A 25,960-nucleotide genomic window follows, 5' to 3' on the forward strand; every position below is an offset into this window, starting at 1 on the left:
GATCTGCTTTGTAACTGGAGTGTGAACGGAATCTTTTCCGAACGGGCGCCCTCGGGGGGTATCTGCATGGTCGTCGATGTTCGTGAGGTCGCTCGGGCCTATCTACGTCGCGCCAGTATGGACAGCGGGCGATTGCATTCCGGATTCGAGTCTTCCGATATTCCGGAGGACCTTGTCCGGAAGATAGCGCACCGTTTCCATGAACAAGCGCACCGGCCCAACGATCCCCAGGTGCGCCGCCAGTACCTGCGGATGGCGGACGAGGCGCGGGCTCAGCTCTCCTGTATGACCGACATGGGAGTGAGGGTCCGCTTATACCGACGTCCCGGACAGCCCTACGGCACGTCCCGGGAGCTCTGTGAAGCCCTGGACGCAGGTGAGGACCTGTACGTCTACCCCACCGAGCACGGGCACGGCCCGGAGGGTTACGAGGACCCGGACAACCCGCTCCTGCTGCGGTCGGGCGTCGAGATCGACGGCGCCGAGGCCTTCCACAACGACATCCTGCGGGCCACCCACGACTTCTTCGGGCACTATCTGGTCCGGGCCCCGTTCAACCTCCGGGGCGAGCTCTCCGTGGCCTACGCGCACCTGAGCATGTTTTCCCCGGAGGTCCACGGAGCCGTCCTCAACGAATTCGTCGGGCAGATTTCCTGGTTCTATTACGGCCCGCACATCCTCCGGCCGGACGGCTCTGTTCCGTGCCGTGGTGACGAAGACTGGATAACCCCGTCGGAGCGCCCGTTCGCCGATCAGAAGGTCAATTTGATGCCTTCCGAATGGGTTGCGGAATTTCTGGAGTGGGGCCGCGCGCAGAGCGCTGCGCACGATGCTGTGGAACATTGCGAGGAGTTGGTATGAGTTCGCGTCCGAGAATCCTCGACGGCGGTACGGCAACCGGTCTGCAAGCGGCCGGAATTCCCATGGTCGAACCCTGGCTGACCAGTGCGGCGCTGCGTGACGAGGCCGGCATGGACGCGCTGGTGGGCGTCCATGCGGAGTTCCTGCGGACCGGCAGCGACATCCTCACCGCCAACACCTTCCGCACCAACGCCCGCGCGCTGTCCCGCATGGGCGTGGCCGATGCCGAGCGGGCCGACTACGTCCACCGGGCCGTGGGCTGCGCCGTACGGGCGCGCCGGGCCGCCGGTGCGCCGCACGCCCTGGTGGCCGCCTCGGTCGCCCCGGTGGAGGACTGCTACACCCCGGCCCTCACCCCGGACCAGGACTCCCTGCGCCGCGAACACCGGTGGATGGCCGCAGTCCTGGCGGACTCGGAGGCCGATCTCGTCCTGGTCGAGACCCAGTGCACGCGTCGTGAGGCGGTGATCGCCGTCGAGGCCGCCGCCGAGCGCGGGTTGACGGCCTGGGTCAGCTTCGTCGTCACCGACGAGGCGACGCTCCCCGACGGGGACGCCCTCCGTGACGCGGCACTGGCCTGCGTCGAGGCCGGCGCGAGCGCCGTGTCCGTCAACTGCCTGCCCCACGCGGCCGTTCCGCGCGCCCTGGAACTGCTCTCCGGCCTCGGTGCGTCCGTCGGCGTCTACCCGAACCTGGAGGACCGCGCAGCGCTCGATGAGTGGGAGCACAGCGCGCATTCCCTGCCCCCGGCGCTGTCGCCCGCCGCCTTCGCCGACCTGACGTACGGCTGGGCCGCGGAGTTCGAGCTGAGCTTCGTCGGCGGCTGCTGCGGAACCGCACCCGAGCACATCAGCGCCCTGGCCGCCAAGCACCTCGCGGGGGCGGCCTCGTGACATTCCCCGCGCGTGGCCCGGAGGATCACCTCGACTACGCTTCCCGAGGTGGGGAGGCCCCCGCCTCAGGGGCGCGGTGGGGCCAGGTGCGCGAAGAAGCGGGAGACGCGGCGTGGTGACGGTGACGCTCAGGGAGTACGCAACCGTGGACGGCCTGTCCGCCCGCTACTGGAGCGCCGATCCGGCGGACCCCAGGGCCTCGACCGCGTGGCTCACCGCGAACCGGTGGCCCGAGGACGGCGTGCGCTTCCTGGAGGCCACGGCCGCCGGCGCGGCCTGCGCGGTGCGCGCCCAGGACGACCACACCGGCTTCCCCCGGATGAACTGCACCGGCATCGTGGCCGGTACGGGCCGCGACGTGACACAGCCGGAGGCGGACCTCAAGGAGGCCCGGGCCGAGGGGCTGCGTCAGCTGAACGTCTGCGCCCTCGGGTACGGACAGTCCGTCTTCCCCGCACGCATCCCCGAGCAGCAGATCCCCGTGAACGGCGCGGACTTCGACGCGGACGCGTTGGTGACGGCCCTGGAGGAGCACGCGGGCGCCCAGGGCCGGCTGCTCACCTTCCTCCACCTCGACGAGACCAACCCGGTGCTGCCGGTCCTGCGCGAACGCGGCTGGCACGTCGGCGTCACCGACCGGTACTTCCTCATCGAGGAAATCGGCGCCGACGAGGCCGACTACCTCGGCCGCTTCCCGGCGGACCGACGCCGCCAGCTGCGGCGGGAGTTGGCGTCCCTGGACGCGGCCGGCGCGGCCGCCGAGATCCACCGGGGCGACACCGTGACCGACGCGATCCAGCAGGAGGTCGCGTTGCTGGAGGCGTGCGCCGACGAGAAGCACGGCATCCCCGGCGACCCGGGCCGCCTGCTGCGCGTGAACGAGCGGCTGCGCACCGCCTTCGGCCCCCGCTACGCCGTGGCACTGGTCCGCGACCGTGACGGCCGGGCCGTCGCGAGCGCCACCCTGGTGCTGGGCACCCGCGACGTCCTGCTGCGCATGGTCGGGCTCGGCCCCGGCAGCGAGGACATCGGCGCGTACTTCCACGTCGCGTACCACCTGCCCATGCGGCTGGCCCGCAGCACGGGAGCCTCCCGGGTGCTGCTCGGCACCGGCAACGGGACCCCCAAACTGCGCAGGGGTGCCACGGCTCAGCCGCTGCTGAGCGCCGTACCGCCCGCCGCCGCCGCGCACGGCGCACTGCTACGTCGTACGGACGCGGCCTTCGCCGCACGCCCGTAGCCGTCCCTCCTGCCACCCCCCGAAGGATTCAGGTCGCCTTGAACACACGTCCCACCGTCCTCATCATCGGCATCGGACCGCTGCGTGAACGATTCTTCGCAGCGGCGGAGCGCAGAGGTGTCGACACGATCCTCGTGGACGAGACCGCCTACTCCCGCTACGACCGCCTGGCCACCGAAAACTACGCCTGGCGCCTGACGGACCACCAGGACCCGGGTCCCGACCTGCATCTCCTGGACTCCCTGGCCGGCCGGGTGGACGGCGTGCTGGCCCTCACCGACTGGGGCACCCGGGTCGCCGCCCGGCTCGCGAAGGAGTGGGGCCTGCCGGGCGCCGGCGTGGCCGTGGCCGAGGACCTGTCCCACAAGGCCGACGTACGGCGCCGACTGGCCGGCACCGGGGCGGAGCTGCCCTTCGTCCTCACCTCGGACGCCGAGGAGGCCGCTGAACTCCTGCGTTCGGCGCCGTCCGGCGAGGTCATCGTCAAACCCGTCGACGGCGCGGCCAGCCTCGGCATCCGCCGGGTGTCCGACCCGGCCGAGCTCGCCGACGCGATCTCGGCCGTGATGAACACGACCGGTCAGCCGCAGGCCCTCGTCGAGCACTTCGTGCCGGGGCCCGAGGTGTCCCTCGAAGCCGTCGTGTCGGGCGGGCGCACCCTGTTCGTCGGGGTCACCGAAAAGACCTGCACCGCGCCGCCGTCGTTCGTGGAGACCCGGCACGTCATCGACCCCGCCGTCCAGGCCGAACTGGGCCCCTCGGCAACCCGCTTCGTCGAGAACGTCGTGGCGGCGCTGGACATCGACAGCGCCGTGCTGCACCTGGAGGCCAAGCACGACGGTGACCGCTGGCACCTGATCGAGGCGGCCTTCCGTCCCGCCGGCGGTCTGATCAGCGACGTGCTGCTGCGGGCCACCGGGCTGGACCTGTACGACGCCGCGCTCTCGGTCGCCCTCGGCGCGCAGGACCCCGCGCGCCCCCGGACGGACTTCACGCCGCAGGTGGCGGCGGTGGAGTTCGTGGCGGCCACCGGCACCATCGCGGACGCCCCCACCATGGCGGGCGTGCGCGACGGACTGTCGCTCGTCTCGCACGCCGAGCGCCTGCTGCCGCCCGGCACGACCCTGGGCAGCGTGGACGCCAACTGGTGGCGGTCCGGCTACGTCCTGGGCAGTGGCCCGGACCGAGGTGACCTGCTCACCCAGCTCTCCGAGGCGAACTCCCGGCTGCTCGACGTCCTCGGCCTGACGAAGTTGCCCGACGCGTGAGCCGGACGGGGGAGGGGCCGCTGCCCCGGCTCTTCGTGTCGGCGATGATCGTCGACGCGGTGGGCTCGGGGATGTTCATGCCGTTCGCGCTGCTGTACTTCGTACGGGTGCAGGACCTGGGCGTCGGGACCGTTGGCAGCGCGCTCACGGTGGCGAACCTGGCGCTGATCGTGGCGAGCGCGCCGCTGGGGCGCCTGGTACAGCGGTACGGCTCGATGCGCTCGCTCATCGCGGGCAACGCCGTGCGCGCCCCGCTGTTCGTCCTCTACGCGGTGACCCTGCCCGCCCCCGTGGCCGTGGGCGCGCTGGTCCTGTCCGCCGTACTGGACAAGGCGGTGTGGGTCTCGCTCGGCGCCACGATCGCCCGGCTGGCGCGCGGCCCCGAGGCCCGGCGGGCGTTCAGCACCGTCGGCTGGGCCCGGAACATCGGGCTGTGTCTGGGGTCCCTGGTCGGCGGCGTGCTGGCCTCGGCGCAGAGCGCGACCGGCCTTCGGGTGATCGTGCTGATCAACGCGGCCAGTTTCGCCGTGACCACGGTGGTGCTGCTGCGGCTGCGCGGACAGGCGGGCGCCCCGGCCCCGGCCGCCCAGGACGAGCCGGAGCGGGGGACGGCCGACGGCGGAGCCCTGCGGGTGCTGCGCCTGCCCGGCTTCGCGCTGCTAAGCGCCGCCAAGACCTGCTTCACGGTGTGCGCCACCGTAGTGTCGATGTTCACCGGTCTGTACCTCGTGGACCACGCCGGGCTGGACGGCTGGGCGGCGGGTACCGTGCTGGCTGTGAACGGCGGCCTCGTCGTGCTGTTCCAGCAGTCGCTGGTCAAGCGCACGGCGGACCGGGCCGCCCCGCGGATGATGCTCTTCGGCGGCGCCCTGTACGCCGCGTCCGGCCTCGGCTTCGCCCTCATCGCCCCGCTGCGGGACACGGCGTGGCCGGCGGCCGCGGTGACCCTCGCGCTGGTCGCGATGACGGTCTACACCCTCGGTGAGATCGTGATCGCCCCGGCCAGCGACGGCTACGCCTCGGACCTCGCCGAACCCGGCACGGAGGCCACCTGCATGTCGGTCTACCAGTCGTCCTGGTCCCTCGCCTCGGTGGTCGTCCCGGTCGCCGGCTCCTGGCTGCTGGTCGCCTCGGCCTCCGCGTTCTGGATCTCCTTCGCGGCCGTGGCCCTGCTGGGCACCCTCCTCAGCGCCCTCCTCGCCCGCACCCGGGCCCCTGCGCCGGCCCCTGCCTGAGCTGACGGCCGAGCCGGAGCGATGACCTCGGGAGGGGACGGCTCCGCTCGGACGCCCGCGGCGCCGGTGGCGGGTGCCGGGGAGGCTAGCTGACGGGTCGCGCCCGGAGCTGGCCACTGAGGACCCTCTCGCCGACGAGTTCGTCGTGGAGGACCCCCACTCCGAGTCCTTCGGCGAGGCGGTAGAAGAGCTCGCGCATCCCCAGGAGTGTGGACGGTGAGGCGGCGCCGCCGCCCTGTCAGGCTCCGTCACCGCCAGATGGGGGAGGGGGTACGCCGAGCCGGGGAACGCCGTGGGGGCGCAGCCCGTCAGGCGCAGTCGGCGACCGGGGACACGGCCGTGATGTCCGCGACGGGGATGTCCACGGCCTGACCCGATACGCGCAACCGCATCGCGCCCTCCTGGCCCGGGCTCCCGAGCGTGCCGCACCACGTGCCCGTGGAGGCCGTGACCTCCACGAGCCCGGCGGCCCCGGCCGGCCGCTCCGGCTGCGGCCACCACGCGGCGGCGGCCGCAGCAGCCACCAACGCGACGGCCACGAAGGTCAGCACGAGCCCCAGCCGCAGCCGCCGCCCCGCCCGCTCAACGCTGATGTCGCCCTCGCCCCGTGCCCCCAGCAGCGGCCAGGCGGTGCGCCCGACCAGATACGTCGCCAGGCAGGCGAGTGCCAGCGCGAGCAGAACCAGCACCCCGGCCACCACTTCCACATCCCTGGGCGCGGAGGTTCCCCCACCGCTCTTCAATGCCCCACACAGCCCGACGAACCCCAGCACCGCCAGCTGGACCGTCAGCCAGCCGCGCGCCGACGCCTGGAGCTGAGCACTCCGATCTCCGTTGTCCATGACGCCAGGGTGCCGAAACCGCCCGTTTTGTTCCCGCCGCGCCACGCCCATCGCCCGGATTTCCTGACTGTGTCCTGGACCCGGCCGGAACAAACGCGCGGTGGCCATGCCTGTCCGAGCGCCGGGCGCAGCTGGCTCACTCGCAGGGCGACCATTCGCCGGTGCGGGCCTTCGTTGAGCCGAAGAGCCCCAAGCGGTCGAGCCCCGGGGGGACGTTCCTCACGTGGGATGAAGTCGAGGACTTCGCGGAGCGCGGCCTGCTCTAAGACAAGGACACTCCGCACCGAACGACGCCCCGCACCCGATTCGTGGGGGTGGGGCGTCGTCCGGTGCTGGGTGTCCGGCCGGAGGATCAGACGATCTTGTCGTAGCGGATGGCCACGTAGGAGGAAGCCGGGTGGCCGGAGATGTAGCCGCTGTAGACGTTCGCCGATCCGTATTCCATGTCCACGGTGGGGTTGGATTCGGAGTAGTAGTAGAACGTCCCCGCCTCCTGGTCCTTCCAGCCGGCGAACAGGACCACGTGTGCCCCCGGGTAGTTCAGGGCGTCACCGGGGCGCAGGGCGCTCTTGGAGATGGTGGAGCTGACGTCGCTCAGGTTGGAGGTGGTCTTGGAGGTGGTGAGGTGCCAGGCCATGGAGACGAAGCCGGAGCAATCGGTGCGGTAGTAGTCGTCGCCGTTCACGTCGACGGCGGTGGCACCCTGGTCGTAGTGCACGTCACGGAGGTACCAGTCCCTGCCGCGGACCAGGACCTCGCTGCGGGTGATGGAGCCGCCCTGGGTGGACGTGGTCGGAGCCGGCGGCACGTAGGCGCAGTTGCCGGCCGAGGCGGACAGGATCGTCTGGGTCCAGCCGGAGGCGTCGACCGGGTCGGTGGTGTGGTAGGTCATGTCCGCGCCGTCGCCGTCGAACGGGTCGGCGTCCTCGTACCAGTACAGTCCGCCGTTGGTCCGGCCGTAGTAGAGGCCGCCCCCAGGGGACGAGAGAGAGTCGACGGCTGACCAGCCGTCGGACTGGAGTACCGCACGATCCCAGTCGTTCGCCCCGTTGATCTTGTAACTGAGCAGCCGGCCGTCGCCGGTGGAGGCGATCAGCTGGTCGTCTCCGGCGGCCGCAAGGGTCTTCAGGACGAAGCCGGTGTCGATGAGCACGTGCTGGCCGATGTGCGCGGAGCCTTGCGGCTTGTCCTGCGAGACCACGTACTGGTGCAGTTGGCCCTCGACGGTTCCGTAGAGGTGGCCGTGGCCGTCGTAGGTGAGCTTGTCGAACGTCCAGCCGCCGTTCCAGATCTTCTCCACGGCGGCCAGGGTGAGGGAGGTGGCGTTGGTCTGGACATCGATGCGGTAGAGGTTTCCGGCGGTGTCGGTGGCCAGGACGGTGTTGAAGTTCAGGGTCGCCATCGCCTTCGGGGCGAAGCCGAGGTTCGGGCCGATCAACGTCCGGACGCGATCGCCGGTGCTGGGCGCTATCGCCGAATACGTGAGTCTTCCGTCGGCCAGGACTCCGTACACCGAAACGTATCCGCTGCACGACGCGACGGCGTGCGCGGCGCCCGAGGAGACCGAGAGGAATCCCATGGACATGGATACGGCGAGGACGGCGCCGACGGCGGACGTGCGAATGCGCTTGAGGCTCAAGGGGTTCTCCTTCGTGGGCGCCGGGCGCCGGGCGCGGGGGCTGGTGCCGGTCGGGTCGGTTCGGCTTGACGGACACGTGATGGAGAACACGCCGAACGAGAAGCGGCGGTATCGGCGGCAGTTCGCGCCGGACTTCAAGGCCGAGATGGTGAAGTTGTTCGTACAACCGCCAGGCCTGTTCAAAGGTCTCTCCCAGAGAAGCGCGCACGTTGCGCTCGGTTCTCTTGGTGAGGAAGAAGTTTTGAACCACGCATCTGCGTCTCGGCGCCTGCTCGCCTCGGCGGTCACAGCCGCCTTGGCTGTCACGGTCGGCACCTTCGCCGTTCCGGCGGCCGCCGCACCCGCACTGGCCGACGGCGCGGCAGCGACCGCGGCTACGGCACAGCAGGGGGACCTGATCCAGATACCGCCCCAGTCCCAGCTCCTCAGCGTCGGAACGACAGGCTTCTTGACCTACACGCGGGCAACGAACACCACGTTCACGTACCGGTGGACGCGCTTCGCGGACCGCTCCACCACCGTGATCCCGGGCCAAGTCAGAGGCGCCACGTCGGACACGGTCCTCATCGAGCAGGAAAATCTCTACACCTTCCGGGACATGACCGGCGCCAGTGCTCCCGTGGAGATCGACCGTAGCTCTCTCAGCAGTGACTACCAGCTGAACAGGACCATCGGCTCCACACTCGTCATGACGGTCGCCAACTCGACCGGCGGTACCGACATCCACCTCGTCAGCAAGCCCAACGGCAAGCTGCTGGACCGCACAGTGACGGGTCTGCCCAAGGACGCCGAGTTCATACGCTCCGACCAAGACGCACCGGCCGGCGCCATGCTCATCATGTATGCCACCAGAACGGCCGAATCCACCGCGAACCACCTGGCCTTGGTGGACGTGACCTCAGGCGTCGTCACCGAGACCCGCGACGCCTCCGGCTTTGCGTACCTCCCGGATGCCGTTGTCTCGCCGGAGCGCATGATCTGGACCGAAAGCGCCTCCTCCAGCGGCCTCACGCTCGCCGTGGCACGGAGGGGCGCCGGCGACGTGGAGCGCATCGTGCTCGGTGGCGAGGGACGCGCCATGGTCACGCTGCTGGGCGACTGGCTGATGTACGCCCAGCCGGGCGGTGGTTCGGCCTCCAGCCCGAGCCGCCTCTACCCGCTGACCGCACGCTCGTTGAAAACCGGCGCCACGGTCAAGCTGCTGGAGCACGCATCGGCCGCTGGATCGATGGCGGACGGCACCTTGCTAGTGGGCGGCGGCACCTTGACCCAGGGCGAGGGCATGTACCGGATTTCCCTCGGCACTGACGGCACCCCGGTTGCGAACCTGCTCGCGAGCACCGGTGAGGCGACGAGCGTCTCCCTCCTGGGCCACAACGTACCCGCGGTAGTCGATCTCGACCGCAATCCCGTGGTTCTTCTGGAGTCGAGGCTCAACCGCCGCAACGTGCGCTTGGTGATCGAACTGACCCACACCGCAACCCAGAGGCGATCCACGGTCTATGCCGAGCCAAACTATGACTACAGCCCTGGGACCATTGCCGCGCAGTGGCGGGGCGTATTCGATCGCAAGGCCGGCGAATCCGGCGAGTACGTCACCGCGTACTCGGGGGCCTACACCTGGCGGATCAGCGCCACTCCCCTCAACGGAATCGGCCCCGTGGCGGAGGCTTCCGGTGCCCTCGAGGTAGTCCGTGGGCCCGCATCGCACGACTTCTCGGACAACGGCACCCCGGATCTGCTCTCCGTTGATCCTTCAGGCCGGCTGACGAGGTATGACCACAGCTACCGCGCTGAGTTCGGCCGACTGTTCAGTTCGGCGAACTCGGAGATCGGCACTGGATGGCAGATCTACGACCGGCTGGCAGTACCGGGGAACCTCGGCGGGTCGGCCGCCGCTGACATGGTCGCCCGAGACAGGAGCGGCGTGCTCTGGTTCTACGAAGGTACCGGCAGCCCCGACTCGCCCTACTTGCCCCGCAAGCGAATCGGTGGCGGCTGGAATGCATACGACAAGCTCACCGGTGGCAGCGATCTCAGCGGTGACGGCAAACCCGATCTGCTCGCCACGGACAAGACCGGCGGACTGTGGCTGTACAAGGGCACCGGCAATACCACCGCCCCCTTCTCCCCCCGCGTGAAGGCCGGTACCGGCTGGGGCATCTACAACCAGGTCACCGCCGTCGGCAACATCGCCGGGGGCCCCGGCGGAGACCTCGTCGCCCGGGACAAGGACGGTGTGCTCTGGCTGTACATGGGCACGAGCGACGGCACGTTCGCGAGCCGTGTGAAGATCGGCGGCGGCTGGAACGCGTATACCCACCTCGTCGCCATTGGCGATGCGAACCGTGACGGTCGCCCCGATCTGCTGGGCTACTCAGCCGACAAGCTGTACGTCTACCACAGCACAGGCGACTGGCGCGCCCCCTTCCGATCCCGCTACGAAGTCCAGAAGCCCAGCCCCGGAAAGGTCGAGTACCCGTTCTGACGAGCGCCAGAGGTGCTCGGGCCGCCCCGGCACGCGGCCTACCGGTGCTTCGCCTGTTGATGGAGCAACAGATGCTCGCGCTAGTGTTCGCCTGTGAGCCTTTACGTCGTTATAGGATTCGGGCCCGCCGGGGCGGCCACTGCTCGACTGCTGGTCGAGAACGGGCATTCGGTACGGGTCGTGACCAAGTCGGGCCGTAGTGCGGAGCCCGGTATCGAGCACGTCGCGTTGGACGGGGCGGACAGCAGACGACTGACCGAGGCCGTGCGGGGCGCGGCCGCGATCTTCAACTGTGCCGCACCGCCCTACCATCGCTGGGCGAGTGAATGGCCGCCACTGGCCGCGTCGGTGTGCGCGGCGGCCGAGGCGTCCGGGGCCGTCCTGGTCATGCTGGGCAACCTCTACGGCTACGGTCCGGTGGACGGTCCCATGACCGAAGGGCTGCCGCTGGCGGCGACCGGTCCCAAGGGGCGGGTGCGCGCAGCCGGTTGGGAAGAGGCGCGGAAGCTGCATGAAGAGGGCCGCATCAAGGCGGTCGAAGTGCGGGCTTCGGACTTCTTCGGGCCCGGCGTGACCGACGGCGGGCACCTGGCCGCGCGGGTGCTGCCCCCGCTGCTGCGCGGCAAGGCGGTCTCCACGCTCGGGGATCCGGATGCCCCGCACAGCTGGAGCTATCTCCCGGATGTGGCCAGGGCCCTGGTCGAGGTCGCGGGGGAGGAGCGGGCCTGGGGGCGGGCCTGGCACGTCCCGACGGAGCCCGCACTGTCCGTACGGCAGATGGTGGGGCTGCTTGCCGCTGAGGCGGGAACGGGGCCGGTCGCGGTGCGCGGGCTGCCGCCTGCCGTGCTGGGTGTGGCATCGGTCTTCTCGCCGCTGCTCCGTGAACTGAAGGAGATCCGATACCAGTTCGACCGGCCGTTTGTAGCCGATTCGAGCGCTTACGAAGCCGAGTTCGCGGTTCGAGCCACGCCTGTCGACGAGCAGGTCAAGGCGACGGTGGACTGGTGGCGTGAGCGACTGACCACCACCGGGTGACGTCTGTGACAGAGAAGGACTACCCAAAGGGTTCAGCGGGAGTGCGGCGTGATGACGTCGCGATCGTGGGGATGGCCTGCCGGTTTCCGGGTGCGCGGAATGTGAACCAGTACTGGCGCCTCCTCACGGCCCCACAGGCGCAGTTCTCCACCGTCCCGGACTCCCGGTGGCGCGCCGCCGCCTTCGTCAGCGACAACTTCCGTGATGCGTCCTCGACGTATACGGACACCATGGCGCTGCTGCCGGACGTGGGCCACTTCGACGCGGTGCACTACGGGATCCCACCGCGACGGGCCAGGTCGATGGACCCTCAGCACCGGCTGCTGATCGACCTCGCGCGTGAGGCGATCCAGGACGCGGGGTGGGAGGCCGAGGGCTTCGATCGCGAGGAGACCTCGGTGATCACGTCGCTCACCGAGAGCGGCTACCGCGAGCTCAGCACCATGCAGATCCGGATGCGTCAGCTGGCCGGCGGCGAGTTCGGGGCGCGGGTGGACGACCCCCGGTGGTCGGCGGCGGTCCGCGCGGTGGACGGTCTGCACGGCACGTCCGTGGCCGGGCTCCTGCTCAACATGGGGCCGAACACCATCAGTTCGGTGTTCGATCTGCACGGCGAGAGCTACGCGCTGGACTCGGCGTGTTCCGGTGGACTCATGGCCGTAGCGAACGCCGTGTTCGCACTGCGCGCCGGCCGTAGCCGCATCGCACTCGCGGGTGGCGCCCAAATGATTCTCGCTCCCGACCTGTTGGTGGGGCTGAGCCGGATCGGCGCCATCTCGCGCAGCGGCAGGTGCCTGCCGTTCGGTGCCGAGGCCGACGGCTTCGTCCTGGGAGAGGGCGCCGGGGTCCTGGTGCTGCGGCCGCTGGCCGACGCACTGACGGCCGGCGACCGCGTCTACGCGGTGATCCGGGGCGTGGGAACGGCCAACGACGGGACCGTGCAGGGCGGTATGCATCCCCAGGCGGCCGGCCAGCTGCGGGCGCTGCGCCGGGCCTACCGCGATGCCGGCCTCCCCCCGGACTCGGCGGGTTATCTGGAGGCGCACGGCACCGGGACGAGGGTCGGCGATCCGGTCGAGGTCGACGTCCTGCGCGAACTACGCGGTGAGCGGGGTGCGCCCGCGCCGGCCTACCTCGGTGCGGTGAAAGCGGTGGTGGGGCACTCGCTCAACGCCGCGGGGATAGCCGGACTCGTCAAAACCGTTCTGGCCGTGCACCGGGGAGTGATACCGCCGCAGCCGGAGTTCGAGCTGGCCGACCCTTCCGGGCTCGACGCCGCGGGGCTGATGATCCCGACGGCGGCGACCCCCTGGCCCGAGCCCGGGCAGCCGCGCCGGGCGGGGGTGAGCGCCTTCGGCTTCGGCGGCACTGGTGTCCATCTGGTGGTGGAGGAGTGCACCACGGCACCGGCCCGCCCGGCACCGGACGGGGAGCCGCACCTCCTGGTGCTCAGTGCCCGGGACCGGGCCGGGCTGGCCCGGTACGCCCGGGAACTGGCGCACACCATCGCCGCCGACCAGCCGCCGCTGGCCGGGGTGGCGGACACCCTGGCTCGTCGGGCTCCCTTCGCGGAGCGGCTGGCCCTGGTGGCGCAGGACGCCGCTGACGCCACCGCCAAGCTGACCGAGGCGGCCGAGGCCGTGGCGGCGGGCCGCACCGGAGAGCTCGGGCCGGGGCAGGCGGCCGGCACGGTGCCGCCCGGTGAGCTGCCGGAGGTCGCCGTTCCAGAGCCGGGCTCGCTGCCGGCCGGGGCACGCACGACCGCGTTGGCCCAGCTCGCGGTACGCGCGGTCACCGGCTCGGGGCTCCGTCCGGTGACGGAGCGGACACCCCCGTGCACCCTGCCGCCGAGTCCGCTCGCACCGCGCCACCACTGGGTGGTGGACGAGTCGGCCCGCGAGGCGGCGGACCAGCCGGGCCCCGTGGTCTCGCCCGTCCCGGTGCTCTCGCCCGGCCCGGTGCTCTCGCCCGGCCCGGTGGACTCACCAGGCCCCGTGCACTCGCCCGGCCCGGTGCTCTCGCCCGGTCCGGTGGACTCACCAGGCCCCGTGCACTCGCCCGGCCCGCTGGGCTCACCCGGCGCGGTGCACTCGCCCGGCCCGCTGGACTCGCCCGACGCGGCGCCCGCGGCAGCACCCACCGGTCGCGCATCCGGGCCCGAGGCGGCGCCCGCGCTGCCCGCCGCGACGCGGGCCAGTGGTGCGGCCGCCGCGTCCATCGTCCTCGAAGCGGTGTCGCGGACCGGCGTCTACCCCCTCTCCGACCTCAGCGTGCGCATGGCGCTGACGACCGATCTCGGCTTCGACTCCCTGATGTTGCAGGAGCTGGACGTCATCATCGGCCAGCGGGTACCGGGCTTCTCCACGGAGGAGATGTTCTCGCCCGGTCTCACCATCGAGCGGCTGATCACGCTGGTCGGCGCGCACCTCATGGAGCCGTCGGCGCCCGGTGGGCTCCTGCCCCGGCAGAGGCGGGCGGACCCCGACGTGCACGCACAACCCGCCGTGGCTCCCGCCGAGCTTCCGCCCCAGGAGCCACCGGAGGACTGGGCCGCCGCCACCGCCTGCGTCGATGACTTCCCGGAGGTCCAGCAGTTCGAGGACCGCTTGAGTTCGATCGCAAGCAGCGGCGCGGACTTCCCGTACTTCCGGGTCCACCAGGGCAACATCCGCGACACGACAATGATCGGTGGCCGGGCGTACCTGTCCTTCGGCAGCTACAACTACCTCGGGCTCTCCGGCCATCCGGCGGTCAGCGAGGCCGCGCACCAGGCAGTCGACCGGTACGGGACCTCGGTCTCCGCGAGCCGGGTGCTGTCCGGCGAACGGGATCTGACCGTACGCCTGGAGCGGGCGCTCGCCGGCTTCCTCGGCGTGGGGGACTGCCTGGCGCTGGTGAGCGGCCATGCCACCAATGTCACCGCGATAGGGCACCTCGTCGGCGCGGGCGACCTCGTGATCCACGATGCGCTCGCCCACGACAGCATCCTTCAGGGCTGCGCGTTGTCCGGGGCGGCGCGGCGCCCGTTCGCCCACAACGACACGGGTCACCTGGAACACATGCTGCGGGTCAACCGGTCCCGGTTCAGGCGGGTACTGATCGCCGTCGAGGGCGCCTACAGCATGGACGGCGACCTGGTTGACCTGCCCGCCGTGATCGAGCTGAAGAAGCGTTACGGCGCCCTGCTGATGGTCGATGAGGCGCACAGCATCGGCACCGTCGGCGAACACGGCCGTGGCGTAGGCGAGTTCTTCGGCATCGACCGGTCCGGCGTGGATCTGTGGATGGGCACCCTCTCCAAGGCCTTCGCCAGCTGCGGCGGCTACCTCGGCGGCTCGGCGCGCATGGTGCGGTGGCTGCGCCACACGCTGCCCGGCTTCGTCTACAGTGTCGGGCTGACTCCGGCCAACGCGGCCGCGGCGCTGGCCGCGACAGAGCTGATCGTCGCGGAACCGCAACGGGTGCGTACGCTGCGGCGGAACGCCGAGCTCTTCCTCGGCCTGGCCGCCTCGGCCGGTCTGGCAACCGGGTCCAGCGCCCACACGCCGATAGTGCCGTGTGTCCTGGGCGACTCGGCGAGGACCCTGCGCGTGGCGGACCGGCTGTTCGACCGGGGTGTCATCGCCGATCCGATCTTCCACCCCGCCGTGGAGGAGGGGCTGGCGAGGCTGCGGTTCTTCGTCACCAGCGAACACACCGAGGACGACATCCGGCGGGCCGTGACGGTCCTGGCCGAGGAGGTGGCGTCCGCCCAGGGGTGACCAACTCACTTCAGAACAGGGTGCGTTCGATGCGGCTCAGCATGTCGGTCTTTCCGGATGCCGCGCCATCCGGGGCATCCGGGGGCAGGTCGTGGCGTTCCTCGGTGCCGCCCATCCGCTGGGAGAGCAGATAGGCGATGACCTCCGCCTCCTGTTCCTGAACGTCGTCATACGTCGCGCGCAGGAGCATGTCACGTACGAGGTCGGGGTCGAGGTTGGGGAAGAGGAGGCGGGCGCTCGCCTCGTCCAGCCAGCCCGCCCCGCGGTGGCAGCAGATGATGTGGCCCAGCTCATGCAAGATGATGTGCTCCTGATGCGCGCTGGTCGTGTTGGCGTCGTAGAAGATGAGGTCCTCGTCGCGTGCGGCGACCCACATGCCGCACGGCTGCGACGCGGGCATCTGCATCGGGACCAGCGTGATGGGACGGTCGCGGATCTCACCGAGGTAGCGGCAGAGTTCGGCCACATCGGCTCCCTCCGGCAGATCGAGTTCGGCGATGCGCCGTGCGCCGTCCTTCCGGAGCCTCTTGAGCTGGCTGCGGCGGTCCTGGTCGGCCGACCGTCCCTTCCCGGTGACTCTCACTCCTGGTCCGAGGGGTCGACGACGGGCGGAAGGCCCTGCATCTGCCGGTACTGGTCCATGATGGCCGTGATGGCCTGGAGGTTCTCCTTCTTCATCCCGGCCGCGCGCATCGCCACGGAACGGACTCCCGCCTGCCGCAGCGCCTCGATGGCGGCGACCTGGCTGAGTACCGACTCGGCGACCTTGTCGTCGAAGAAGTAGGCGACCGACACGCCGAAGAAACGCGCGAGGGCGGCCAGTAGGTCCGGTGAGGGATTGGAGCGTTTGCCCGTCCGCAGCTGCGACAGGTACACACCGCCGACCTTGAGTTCGGGGTTGGCCCGCTTCAGCTCCTCCGCGACCTCGGCATTGGTCCAGTGCTTGCCCTTGGGACGAACCGTCTTGAAGAGGTCGTCCAGACGCACTGCGAGCATGGGCCGGTCATCAGTCTCGGACACTGCGCATCTCCCTTCGGTCACCTCCTCGGCATTGCCCTCAGCTATCCGCCAGTTTTGCAGATTAGCTGTCAGTTGACAATCTGCCCAGATTCCGCCACCGTGGACCTCGCCGATAGCTGACAGCTAACTTCGCTTACGGGGGTAGCCGAGTTGGTTGCCAGTGATGTCGGCCCGGCCCAGGCCGGCCCTCGGGGGATGGGGGCCGGCCCGGGGCGGGCACACCTCGCCCGGGCCGACAGTAAAAACGGGAGGCACCGGGGGCGTAACAGGGGAAGCCCGCCCGGCCTGACGGGGGGACAGGTCGGGCGGGAGCTCTCAACCCGCTTTGCCGAGTTTACGATAAACGGTTCCGACCTTGGTCAGCCAGGCGACCTCCGCGGTGAAGTTGTCCGTGTCGCGGTCGTCGAAGTCGCCGGCGTCCTTGTTGTCGTCGGGGATGGTGCCGGCGCGCTTGGCGTGCAGGGCCTGTCTGATCTGGGCCGCTTCGGCGAACGCCTGCCGGTACTCCTCGCTCGCTCCGGGGTCCGCTGCGCCTGCGCCGTGGGCGGTGCGGTCGATGTAGGGGCGCAAGTCCCGCCACCCGTCACGTATTTCGATGACCCGCCGGTGCAGGCGGTACTTGAGGTCGGATACCGAAGCCGACCCGGGCGGCTCCAGGACGATGTCCGGGGAGGACTCGTACAGATCCCGCCAGAGCGGGTAGAGGGCCCGGTACGAACGGTAATTGCGCACCCACTCCAGCAGTTTGGCGGCCGGGGCCTCCCACGAGGAAATGGTCAGGCTGAGCGAGAGGGTGACGATGCCCGCCGCGCTGAAGACGGAGGCGGCGACCTGCCAGACGCCGATGTCGATCCCCCACGCGGCGGTGAGGATGTTGACCGTCCTCGACAGGCAGTAGAGGAAGAGGACCACCGCGGCGACGGACAGCAGCCGCAGTGCCTGCCGCAGCGAGGCCTTGCCGGTCATACGGGCGTACGGGCCGCACTGGCGGAAGATGGTGACGCACGGAACCGCCTGGGAGACGATGAAGACCAGGAGGTAGGTGAGGACCAGCGGTTGGCCACTGCCGGTGTTGAAGTCCGACGCCGGCCGGCCGGGGCCGTCGGCGATGAAGAAGAGCGCTACCAGTACCGCGCTCAGCACGATGCCGGTAACCAGCCAGTAGCGGGTCTTTCGCACCGCCTCCTCGGCGGCGGTCGCCCAGCGCAGCAGGATGATCTGCGCGCTGACGCAGAAGGCGACCGCCGATACGTGCATCACCAGGATGGCGAGGTTCCCGACGCCCAGGAAGCTCTCGCCTCCCATGGCGACGGCACCCATCGTGAAGGTGAGGCACTGGAGCAGCAGAGTGATCACCAGCGTGCGGTAGGCGTTGTCCCGCCAGTTGCGCCTCACTTGGCACAGCCGGTAGACGAGCGCGGCATATGACGAGAGCGCCGCGATGACGAAGCAGAGTGTTCTAGTGGTGTTCACGGCCTGATTCCCCGCCGGTGCCGCACACGCGGCAGACGGTCTAGTCGGTGTGGGTGGTGGCGTCCAGAGGAACCGTCAGTCCGATGCCTTCGGCCGCCACGGCGATGGCGAAGTCGAAGTACGCGGCCTCGTCCCGGACACTGTCGTGGGTACGGCTGAACACCTGGAACACCAGGAGCCCGATCAGATTGCTCCACAGCACGATGCCGCGCTCGATGAGGTCCGAGAACGGAGCCTCGGGCGCACCGCCGAAGAGCTCCACGGCCTCGGGCAGGAGCAACGGCGGCCCGGGCACCGCCCGCCGGGGCGGGGTGAGCTCACCGGCCTCCAGCGCGGAACGCACGATGCCGGCCAGTACCGCGGGGGTGCGCGAGGCGGGCGGGACGGTGTCCTGCGGGGCGTGGTATCCCGGCACGGGCGAGCCGTAGATCAGCGTGAATTCGGCGGAGTTGTCGAAGGACCACTTCCGCAGTGCGCGAGTCACCCCGAGGAGCCGTGCGCCCGCCGACGCATTGGTTGCCCTGGCGGCCTGATCGGCCTGCTCCATGGCGGCGGCGGACTCGTTGTAGGCGTCGATGACCAGCGCGGTCAGCAGGTCGTCCCGACTCGGGAAGACGGCCTCCACATCGGTGACGGCAAGACCGCTGCCACCGGCAACCGCATCCAGCGACAGCCCTCCGGCACCCAGTTTCACAAGCAGTTGGCGCGCGGTGGCCTTGATGACCGCCGACCGCGTGGTGTTCTCATCGGTAGCACTTGTTCCGGAAACATCCATGGCCAAACCGTACCTGTCGGCTACCACGGCCCTCGGCGCATTCGTTCGAGCACCCCGGATATGCGCTGTGATCCCGGCCATACCCCGATCCGTGCCGGAACGGGTTCACGCAGGGGTGAGGCGGGGGAGAAGCCCGGGGGCGGGCGAAGTCAGGGGGGCGTCGATGATGTTCGGGTATTCGGACGAGTGGTGGGTGCTGCTGTTCTACCCGGCGGTGTTCTGGGTGCCGTTCGGGCCCTTCATCATGGGCGCCATGGGGACGTGGTGCGCCCGTCGGCCCGGCTGGCGGCCGCGGCTGTGGTCGGTGCTGCTGCCGCTGCTGCCGGTAGGGGTCTCGGCGACCGCCATGGTCCTGCCCCTGAACACCTGGCACCACGAGGGTCGAATGGAGGACTTCCTCGGCTACCTCGCCGTGTACGTTGGCGGCATCACGGTGCTGCCCTGGCTGTTGGGCTACGGCATCACGCGCACGGTTGTTCTGGCGGCCCTGGGGCTGGGGTTCGGGGCGGGGCTGTGCCCACGGTTGCCGCACCGGTCATGGCGTGCGTGGCCTGGCAGCTCTACCGCTACGTCGCCGGGTCCAGCCCCTTCGGCAGGGCGGTCTCCGTGGCGGTCTCCGCGGCCGCGAGCAGGAGAGCGGCGACGCTGCCCGCCTCGGTGATCCGCCCGTCGCGCACCGCCGCGACGGCGTCGCGCAGGGCCCACCGGTGGACCGTCATCCCCTTCTCGGTCTCGTCCCGGTTGGTCTTGCCGGGCTGCAAGTCTGTGGCGAGGAGCAGGTGGCAGCGCGCGGCCGTGGCCGCGGGCAGCGGGTCGATGACGCCCAGCGTGCGCAGTCGGCCGGCCATGAGACCGGTCTCCTCCTCCAGCTCCCGCCGGGCCGCCTCGTGGGGGTGCTGGCCGTCGGTGGAGCCGCCGGGCAGGTGCAGGACCCGGCGTTGCTGGAGGTAGAAGTCATCCTCGACCAGGATGACTTGGCCGTCCTCGTCGAGGGCCACCACGCGCACGGTGTCGTGGACGACGATGTGCTCGTAGACGCCGGCCGTGCCGCCCGGCTGCCGCACCGAGTCCCGGCGCAGTGTGATGTGCGGCCCTCGGTGAACCACCTCGCTGGTGATCCGTTCCCACCCCATGCCTGCCCCCTGTCTGCCTGGCGGGATCGCCTCCCGCCAGGCCATGGTGTCGCAGCCGGGTCCTACGGTGTGCCGTTGGCGGGTGGTCCGGGCAGTCAGTCCCGGGTCGGGTCGTACTGGGGCAGTGGCCCGAGGGACTGCGGCTCTTCATTTCGCACGGGGTCGTACCGCGCTTCACCACCTGGTGCCCGGAACCGACGACGCCTCTGGGCAAGGCCAATCCGCAGGGCGCGCCACTCGAGTACCACATTCGTCTGCTGGAGACCTACCGGGCGACGCTTGAGGAGTACGGCCTGAGTTCCCCGCCCGGCTACGGCCCGGCCGGCCCCGGCGGTGCGGTGTTCTCCGTGAGTTCGTTCATGGACAGCCTGGAGGGGATGGAGGTGACGGAAGGGGTCCAAGGGCTTGAGGAGACCGCTTTCTGACGTCGCCACGGCCGCACTGATCTTTCCGCCGCGCCGCCGCAGGCCGTTCAGGAGATTCCGTACCACTGGCTGGCCCAGCCGGTGTTGATCGTGCTGGTGGACTGCTCGGCGAGGTTCACGGTGGCCGGGAGGGAGGTCTGGCCGGTCAGGACGGTGCTGTAGCGGAGGTTCGGCGGGGTCAGGCCTGCGTTCACCGAGATCCCGGCGCCCGTGGACTTGAGGGTGAGGCCGTTGGTGGCCCAGTTGCCGTTGAGGAGGAGGGCGACGAAGTAGGTACCGGGGGCGGCGGTGAACGGCTTGGTGAGCGGCAGCGGCTTGGCTATCGCGTCGGTCATCAGCTGCGGAGAGATGTCCGCGGTGGACGCGCGCAGGGTGCCGTGGGCGTCGTAGACGCCGAGGTAGCAGTGGGAGAGCTGGGCGTTCGGGTCGAGGCCGGCCAGCCCCAGCCAGATGTTGGACCAGGTGATCTGCTCGCGCAGCACGATCCGCACCAGGGTGACCCGCCCACCGACCCCGGCGGCGGACTGGGCGGTGACGTGCCCCGCGTCGCTGGGGTCGCCGGTCCAGGCCAGGAGGTTCTGGTCCTGCGGCCGGGGGCCGGCGTACCCGGAGCCACCGCCCGGCGCGGGCGCGGGGGGTGCCGCCGAAGCGGGAGCGGCCGCGCTGCTCCCCTTCCCTTGCGGGCTCCCACCGGACGCGGTGCAGCCGGTCGCCCCGAGCAACGCGGCGAGCGCGGCGGCGAGACCGGTCGAGACGACGGTGGTACGGGTGCGCATGGTCCCCCCATGAGGTGCGGATGTGCCAAAGGGGCCATGGTCACACGGGTCCCGCCGGTTCCGCGCGCGAAGCCGTGCGATGCGGGCGCCTGAGGGTGCGGCGCGTGGTCGCCGAGCTCGGGCGCCCTACACGGGACCGCGGCCGTACGTGCTCACGTTCTCGACCGCACCGGACGCCGGAGCAGGTAGACGCCCGCGGTCGAGACCAGGACCGCCATGCACGCGATGAACACCAGCCCCGCCCCCTCCAGGCCGATCGGCTCTGTCAGTACTCCCACACCGATCACCGGTACCGAGATACCCGCGTACGCCACCACGAACAGCGTCGAGATCACCGACGCGCGACGGTCCGGGGGAGACGCCTCGGCCACCGCGGACAGCGCCCCGCGAAATGCCAGCCCCTGCCCGCCCCCGCCGACGAGCGCGCTCAGCACCACCAGCAGCAGCAGGTCCCACCGCAGTGCGCCCGCGAGCAGCGCCAGCCCGGCGAAGAGCCCGGCGCAGCCCAGCGGCAGCGATCGTTCCACCCCGACCCGCCCGACCGCCAGCTGCCCTGCGGTCGAGGCGAAGAAGGCAAGCGCGACGATCAGCCCGCTGACGGCGTGGTTGTCCACGTCCAGGGACTGCGCGAGGAACGCCGGACTGACCGACGTGAACACCCCGAACAGGGCGAACCCCACGAACGAGGCGATCGCCGCGGGCCCGAAAACCGACCGCACCTGCGGGGGCAGGCTGGGTCGCTGCGGCCGTACAGTGCTCAGCGGCCGCCGCTCGCGTACGGTCTCCGGTAGCCACAGCAGGACGGCAGCCGAGCCGGCCACCAGCGCGAGGTGTACGGCGAACGTCAGGTACAGCGGCCAGGCGGCGTACTGCGCGAGCACTCCCGCGAGCAGCGGACCGCAGCCCAGCCCGCCCATGTTGGCGGCGGTAGCCACGAACGTGGCCCGGGAGGCGCCGCCGTGCGGTGCCAGCTCCATCACGTACGCCGTCGCCGCCCCGGTGAACAAGCCGGCGGACAGCCCCGACAACAGCCGCCCCGCATACAGCCAGCCGAGCCCGGTGGCACACAGGAAGCAGACGGCGCTCGCCGCCGCGAACCCCAGGCCCGCCAGCAGCACCGGCCGCCTGCCCACGGAGTCCGAGGCGTTGCCCGCCAGCAGCAGCACACCGATGACCCCGAAGGCATACACGGCGTACACGACGGTCACCGTCAGCTCGGAGAACCCGAACTTCTCCTGGTAGAGGCCGTACAGCGGGGTCGGCAGCGTGGTTCCGGCCATGCAGACGGCAAACACCGCCCCACTGAGCAAACACTGGCGCCACCCTCGGCGATCACCATCCATGCCGCCGACGTTAACCCCGCGAGCCGCCCCGTACCGGGCGGCGTGCCCGACGCGCGACCGGCTTGGTGTTGGCCGCTCACGGCCGTGCCGCGGGACGGCGGGGTGACTCGGCCGCTTCCTCACCATGGTCCCGCCCAAGCGGCTCGTCTGCACCTGGGGCTGGGAGAGCGGCGGCCACCCGTCACCATCGGGTGGTGATGCAGCGGCGGACGTCCGCGCGCATGATCGAAGATGGCGGGCACATACGAAAAGGAGATGTGCTCGCCGTCGGAGACCGTGTGCGGTGGGGGCCGGCCAGCCGTGACCACTGGAGAGGGTGTTCGTTCATGTGCCGATGGCTCGCTTATTCGGGAACCCCGTTGCTCCTGGAAACCATCCTGTACAAGCCCGCGCACTCCCTGATCGACCAGAGCCTCCACTCCCGTATGGGTGTCGAGACGACCAACGGAGACGGATTCGGTATCGGCTGGTATCCGGAGCACGCGGAGATCGACACCCCCGCGGTCGTGCGCGACATCGGTCCGGCCTGGAACAACCGCAATCTGCGGGAGATAGCCGAGCACGTCAAATCTCCCCTGTTCTTCGCCCACGTACGGGCCACGACGGGCACAGCGGTGCAGCAGTCGAACTGTCACCCCTTCCGGCACGGCCGCTGGATGTGGATGCACAACGGCTCCATCGCCGGCTTCCAAGCCATGCGAAGGGAACTCTGCATGGCCGTTGACCCCGCCCTCTTCCTGGACATCGAGGGAACCACGGACTCCGAGGTGATGTTCTTCCTCGCGCTGACCTTCGGCCTGGACGACGACCCCCCGGGCGCCGTGGCCCGGATGGTGGGCCTCGTCGAGCGCACCGGTCACACTCATGGCATCGCCACCCCCATGCAGATGACCGTCGCCGTGACCGACGGCTCAGCGGTCTGGGCGTTTCGCTACGCCAGTGACGGCGCCGCCAGGTCGCTGTACTACAGCAGCCAGGTGGACTCGTTGCGAGCGCTGCATCCCGACGTGTCGTTCCTCCGGGGTCTGTCCGAAGAGACACGCCTCGTCGTATCCGAGCCCTTGGGTGATCTGCCCGGGGCGTGGAACGAGGTACCACAGCACAGTTACGGCGTAGTGCGACCAGGAGCGGACGCACTTCACCCGTTCGCTCCGCTGCCGGCCTGACCCCTCAATGCGGCGGGCCGCAGGCGGCGGGACCGCCCGGGGCTCACGATCCCCTCGCGGAGGCTGCCCTCGGGCCCACGATCCCCTCGCGGAGGCTGCCCTCGGGCCCACGATCCCCTCGCGGAGGCTGCCCGCCGCGTCACCCGGGCGCGCGGCCCCGCTGGCACCCCTGCCGTCCGACCGGCTTGCTTGAGGAATGACGCAGGGAGCACCACCGGGGACGTCCCCGGGACAGAGCCTGAGCACCCCCCGGGCCGCAGGGCTGGCAGGGGTCGTCTTCGCCGTCCTGCTGGCGGCCGCCATAGTGCTCGCACGGATCGCGCTGCCGGAAGGGGGCGGCGCGGACAAGATCGAGGTCACTTCGGGCCAGCGGAACGCCGTGACCACGGCAGTGGAACTCGTACCGTTCGCCGGCATCGCCTTCCTGTGGTTCATGGGCGCCCTGCGCGAGCACACCGGCGCCGCCGAGGACCGGTTCGTCGCCACCGTCTTCCTCGGCAGCGGTCTGATCTTCGTCGCCACCCTCTTCGGCTCCGCCGCGGCCGCCGGGACCGTGCTGGACGCCGACCAGCCCCAGGACTTCGGCCGCCACTACGCGTACACGCTGCTCATGACGTACGGGATGCGCATGGCAGCCGTCTTCGTCTTCGCGACCTCGACCATCGGGCGCAGACTCGGGGTCTTCCCGCGTTGGCTGACCCTGGCCGGATCCGTCGCCGGCCTGGTCCTTCTGGTGATCGGCTCCGCCGTGCCCTGGTCCGAGCTGGTCTTCCCGGCCTGGTCCCTGATCGTCAGTCTGTACATTCTGCGGGCCCGCCGCCGCTCCCCGTGAGACGCCTCGGGCCCCCGTCACCCCAATGCCCTCCCGGACGAGCCGCCCAGGCCTGCGCCGCGCACGCTGGGTCGGGTAGCCGCGGGGGTCACCGAAAGGACGCACCTTGCTAAGGCTTGTCGTCGATCTCAACCGGTGCCAGGGATACGCGCAGTGCGCATTCCTCGCGCCCGACGTCTTCGCGATGCACGGAGACGAAGGACTGCTCTACGACCCGCAGGCCGCCGACGCCCAACGCGAACGGGTCGCTCAAGCCGTCGCCGCCTGCCCCGTGCAGGCGATTCTCGTCGACGAACTGGACATGGCCGCCGCCGCACCCGAAACCGGGCGTGCTCCCGCCGGGACCAGGGAGGCCTCCGGTGCATGACGGAACCCTGGACCAGCTCAAGCGCGACGGCCGGATCGTCGTGGTGGGAGCCTCGCTGGCCGGCCTGCGCGCCGCCGAGACACTGCGCGAGAAGGGCTTCGCCGGATCGCTCACCCTGATCGGCGACGAGCCCCACGAGCCGTACGACCGCCCGCCCCTGTCCAAACAGGTTCTGCTGGGCAAGGCCACCGCAGACCGTACGGCGCTGCCCCGCCGCCGCGCGATCGACGCCGAGTGGCGGCTCGGCGTACCGGCCAACGGCCTCGACATGGCGGCCCGGCGGGTCAAGCTGGCCGACGGCGAGGAGGTGCCGTACGACCGGCTGCTGATCGCCACCGGCGTTCGCGCCCGCCCCTGGCCGAACGAGGCCGAAGGAGAGCTCGACGGCGTCTTCGTACTGCGCACCCGCGACGACGGTGCCGCGCTGGCCCGCCGCCTCGACGCCGGACCCCGCCGAGTCCTGGTCATCGGCGCCGGATTCACCGGCTCCGAGATCGCCTCCGCATGCCGCGAGCGCGGCCTGGAGGTCACCGTCGCCGAACGCGGCGACGCGCCGCTCGTCGGGGCGCTGGGCGGTGTGATCGGCGCCGTGGCCGCCGAGCTCCACCGGGAGAACGGCGTCGACCTGCGCACCGGCATCATGGTCACCGGCCTGGAGGGTGACTCCTCGGGACGCGTCCGGGCCGCGGCCCTCTCGGACGGCACCACGCTGGAGTGCGACGTGGTGGTCGTCTCCCTCGGCGCCCAGCGCAACACCGAGTGGCTGGCGGGGTCCGGCCTGGGGGCGGGCCCGCGCGGCATCGCGTGCGACGCCGGCTGCCGGGCCTTCGACATCCGGGGCATCGTCACCGACGACATCTTCGTGGCGGGCGACGTGGCCCGCTCCCCGCACCCGCTCTTCGGCTACCAGTTCCTGTCCCTGGAGCACTGGGGCAACGCCGTTTCCCAGGCCGAGACCGCGGCCCACAACATGCTCAGCGAGAGCACGGACCGCCTGCCCCACATCTGGGTACCCGCCTTCTGGTCCTCCCAGTTCGGGGTGAACATCAAATCGGTCGGCGTGCCCCCCATGGGCACCGAGATCATGTTCACCCAGGGCTCGCGCGCCGAGCGCCGCTTCACAGCTGTCTACGGGTACCAGGGCCGCGTCATCGGGGCCGTCACCTTCGACAACTCGCGCTGGCTGCAGTTCTACCAGCAGCAGATCGAGGAGACCGCGCCGTTCCCGCCGCCGTTCCCCACGGTCGACCGGCGCTCCGACGGGCACAAGCCGGTCCCTGCGGACTTCCCCGACCCCTCCGTGCCCACGCACGGACCCACCATCACCCTCAGCGGGTACTCCCCGGCCGACCGCCGGATGACATTCACCCCCGCCGGGCACTGACCCG

Annotated in this window: 22 protein-coding genes and 1 pseudogene; 13 read left to right on the forward strand and 10 right to left on the reverse strand. The window is 70.6% G+C overall.

From position 1 onward, the window contains the following. Positions 1 to 66: 66 nt before the first annotated feature. From J7I97_RS10235 to J7I97_RS10255, 5 genes are all read left to right on the forward strand, one after another. Positions 67 to 861, forward strand: coding sequence for a hypothetical protein (locus tag J7I97_RS10235; protein WP_214933027.1), 795 nt, complete (start codon positions 67 to 69; stop codon positions 859 to 861). Next, positions 858 to 1,754, forward strand: a complete 897-nt coding sequence (locus tag J7I97_RS10240) for a homocysteine S-methyltransferase family protein (RefSeq protein WP_214933029.1) — start codon at positions 858 to 860, stop codon at positions 1,752 to 1,754. The genes J7I97_RS10235 and J7I97_RS10240 overlap by 4 nt, the downstream gene beginning before the upstream one ends. A 112-nt stretch (positions 1,755 to 1,866) precedes the next feature. Further along, a complete protein-coding gene (locus J7I97_RS10245) occupies positions 1,867 to 2,994 on the forward strand; it encodes a peptidogalycan biosysnthesis protein (protein WP_214933031.1) in 1,128 nt (375 codons plus the stop codon). Between the two features lie 38 nt (positions 2,995 to 3,032). Beyond that, a complete protein-coding gene (locus J7I97_RS10250; RefSeq protein ID WP_214933033.1) occupies positions 3,033 to 4,262 on the forward strand; it encodes an ATP-grasp domain-containing protein in 1,230 nt (409 codons plus the stop codon). Then, positions 4,259 to 5,497, forward strand: a complete 1,239-nt coding sequence (locus J7I97_RS10255; protein ID WP_214933035.1) for an MFS transporter — start codon at positions 4,259 to 4,261, stop codon at positions 5,495 to 5,497. The genes J7I97_RS10250 and J7I97_RS10255 overlap by 4 nt, the downstream gene beginning before the upstream one ends. Before the next feature lie 308 nt (positions 5,498 to 5,805). On the opposite strand, the gene J7I97_RS10260 is transcribed toward J7I97_RS10255, so the two are convergent. Together J7I97_RS10260 and J7I97_RS10265 are read right to left on the reverse strand one after the other, a co-directional pair. Continuing rightward, positions 5,806 to 6,339 (reverse strand): hypothetical protein, encoded by a 534-nt coding sequence (locus J7I97_RS10260; protein ID WP_214933037.1) that lies wholly within the window; start codon positions 6,337 to 6,339, stop codon positions 5,806 to 5,808. A 352-nt stretch (positions 6,340 to 6,691) separates the two neighbouring features. Beyond that, entirely contained in the window at positions 6,692 to 7,924 is a 1,233-nt protein-coding gene (locus tag J7I97_RS10265) for a hypothetical protein (RefSeq protein WP_214933196.1), read from the reverse strand. 133 nt (positions 7,925 to 8,057) lie between these two features. Here J7I97_RS10265 and J7I97_RS10270 point away from each other — a divergent pair, with 133 nt between their 5' ends. The 3 genes from J7I97_RS10270 (at position 8,058) to J7I97_RS10280 (ending at position 15,262) form a co-directional block, all read left to right on the forward strand. After that, entirely contained in the window at positions 8,058 to 10,466 is a 2,409-nt protein-coding gene (locus J7I97_RS10270) for an FG-GAP-like repeat-containing protein (protein WP_214933039.1), read from the forward strand. Positions 10,467 to 10,559: 93 nt separating this feature from the next. After that, a complete protein-coding gene (locus J7I97_RS10275; RefSeq protein ID WP_214933041.1) occupies positions 10,560 to 11,501 on the forward strand; it encodes an NAD-dependent epimerase/dehydratase family protein in 942 nt (313 codons plus the stop codon). Between the two features lie 41 nt (positions 11,502 to 11,542). Further along, entirely contained in the window at positions 11,543 to 15,262 is a 3,720-nt protein-coding gene (locus J7I97_RS10280) for an aminotransferase class I/II-fold pyridoxal phosphate-dependent enzyme (protein WP_308369425.1), read from the forward strand. A gap of 10 nt (positions 15,263 to 15,272) precedes the next feature. Here the strand turns inward: J7I97_RS10280 and J7I97_RS10285 are convergent, their stop codons facing one another. From J7I97_RS10285 to J7I97_RS10310, 6 genes are all read right to left on the reverse strand, one after another. After that, complete coding sequence (locus J7I97_RS10285; RefSeq protein WP_214933045.1) at positions 15,273 to 15,845, reverse strand: toxin; 573 nt, start codon at positions 15,843 to 15,845, stop codon at positions 15,273 to 15,275. Further along, on the reverse strand, positions 15,842 to 16,282 hold the full coding sequence (locus J7I97_RS10290; RefSeq protein ID WP_214933047.1) for a helix-turn-helix domain-containing protein: 441 nt from the start codon (positions 16,280 to 16,282) through the stop codon (positions 15,842 to 15,844). The genes J7I97_RS10285 and J7I97_RS10290 overlap by 4 nt, the downstream gene beginning before the upstream one ends. Positions 16,283 to 16,597: 315 nt before the next feature. Further along, entirely contained in the window at positions 16,598 to 17,755 is a 1,158-nt protein-coding gene (locus J7I97_RS10295) for an MAB_1171c family putative transporter (protein ID WP_214933049.1), read from the reverse strand. Positions 17,756 to 17,795: 40 nt separating this feature from the next. Further along, entirely contained in the window at positions 17,796 to 18,530 is a 735-nt protein-coding gene (locus tag J7I97_RS10300; RefSeq protein WP_214933051.1) for a TetR/AcrR family transcriptional regulator, read from the reverse strand. Positions 18,531 to 18,734: 204 nt separating this feature from the next. Then, positions 18,735 to 18,878, reverse strand: a complete 144-nt coding sequence (locus tag J7I97_RS10305) for a hypothetical protein (RefSeq protein WP_214933053.1) — start codon at positions 18,876 to 18,878, stop codon at positions 18,735 to 18,737. 218 nt (positions 18,879 to 19,096) lie between these two features. Continuing rightward, positions 19,097 to 19,663 carry an NUDIX domain-containing protein gene (locus tag J7I97_RS10310; protein WP_214933055.1) on the reverse strand — a complete coding sequence of 189 codons (567 nt, stop codon included), beginning with the start codon at positions 19,661 to 19,663 and terminating at the stop codon, positions 19,097 to 19,099. Between the two features lie 131 nt (positions 19,664 to 19,794). Between J7I97_RS10310 and J7I97_RS38315 the strand changes: the two are divergent. Then, positions 19,795 to 20,088 (forward strand): annotated as a pseudogene (locus J7I97_RS38315) (radical SAM protein); the annotation flags it as partial. A gap of 47 nt (positions 20,089 to 20,135) precedes the next feature. On the opposite strand, the gene J7I97_RS10315 reads toward J7I97_RS38315, so the two are convergent. Together J7I97_RS10315 and J7I97_RS10320 are read right to left on the reverse strand one after the other, a co-directional pair. Continuing rightward, a complete protein-coding gene (locus J7I97_RS10315; RefSeq protein WP_214933057.1) occupies positions 20,136 to 20,864 on the reverse strand; it encodes a hypothetical protein in 729 nt (242 codons plus the stop codon). Between the two features lie 152 nt (positions 20,865 to 21,016). Beyond that, positions 21,017 to 22,207, reverse strand: a complete 1,191-nt coding sequence (locus J7I97_RS10320; RefSeq protein ID WP_214933059.1) for an MFS transporter — start codon at positions 22,205 to 22,207, stop codon at positions 21,017 to 21,019. A 326-nt stretch (positions 22,208 to 22,533) separates the two neighbouring features. Between J7I97_RS10320 and J7I97_RS10325 the strand changes: the two genes are divergently transcribed. The 4 genes from J7I97_RS10325 (at position 22,534) to J7I97_RS10340 (ending at position 25,956) form a co-directional block, all read left to right on the forward strand. Beyond that, positions 22,534 to 23,373 carry a class II glutamine amidotransferase gene (locus J7I97_RS10325; RefSeq protein WP_214933061.1) on the forward strand — a complete coding sequence of 280 codons (840 nt, stop codon included), beginning with the start codon at positions 22,534 to 22,536 and terminating at the stop codon, positions 23,371 to 23,373. A 196-nt stretch (positions 23,374 to 23,569) separates the two neighbouring features. Then, on the forward strand, positions 23,570 to 24,205 hold the full coding sequence (locus J7I97_RS10330; RefSeq protein ID WP_214933062.1) for a hypothetical protein: 636 nt from the start codon (positions 23,570 to 23,572) through the stop codon (positions 24,203 to 24,205). A 106-nt stretch (positions 24,206 to 24,311) separates the two neighbouring features. Next, the gene (locus J7I97_RS10335; RefSeq protein ID WP_214933063.1) at positions 24,312 to 24,572 is read left to right on the forward strand and encodes a ferredoxin; all 261 of its coding nucleotides are present in this window, start codon (positions 24,312 to 24,314) and stop codon (positions 24,570 to 24,572) included. Next, positions 24,565 to 25,956 (forward strand): FAD-dependent oxidoreductase, encoded by a 1,392-nt coding sequence (locus tag J7I97_RS10340; protein WP_308363817.1) that lies wholly within the window; start codon positions 24,565 to 24,567, stop codon positions 25,954 to 25,956. Before J7I97_RS10335 ends, J7I97_RS10340 begins: the two co-directional genes overlap by 8 nt. Positions 25,957 to 25,960 lie beyond the last annotated feature (4 nt).

Source organism: Streptomyces sp. ISL-87 (assembly GCF_018614095.1).
Classification (GTDB): Bacteria; Actinomycetota; Actinomycetes; order Streptomycetales; family Streptomycetaceae; genus Streptomyces.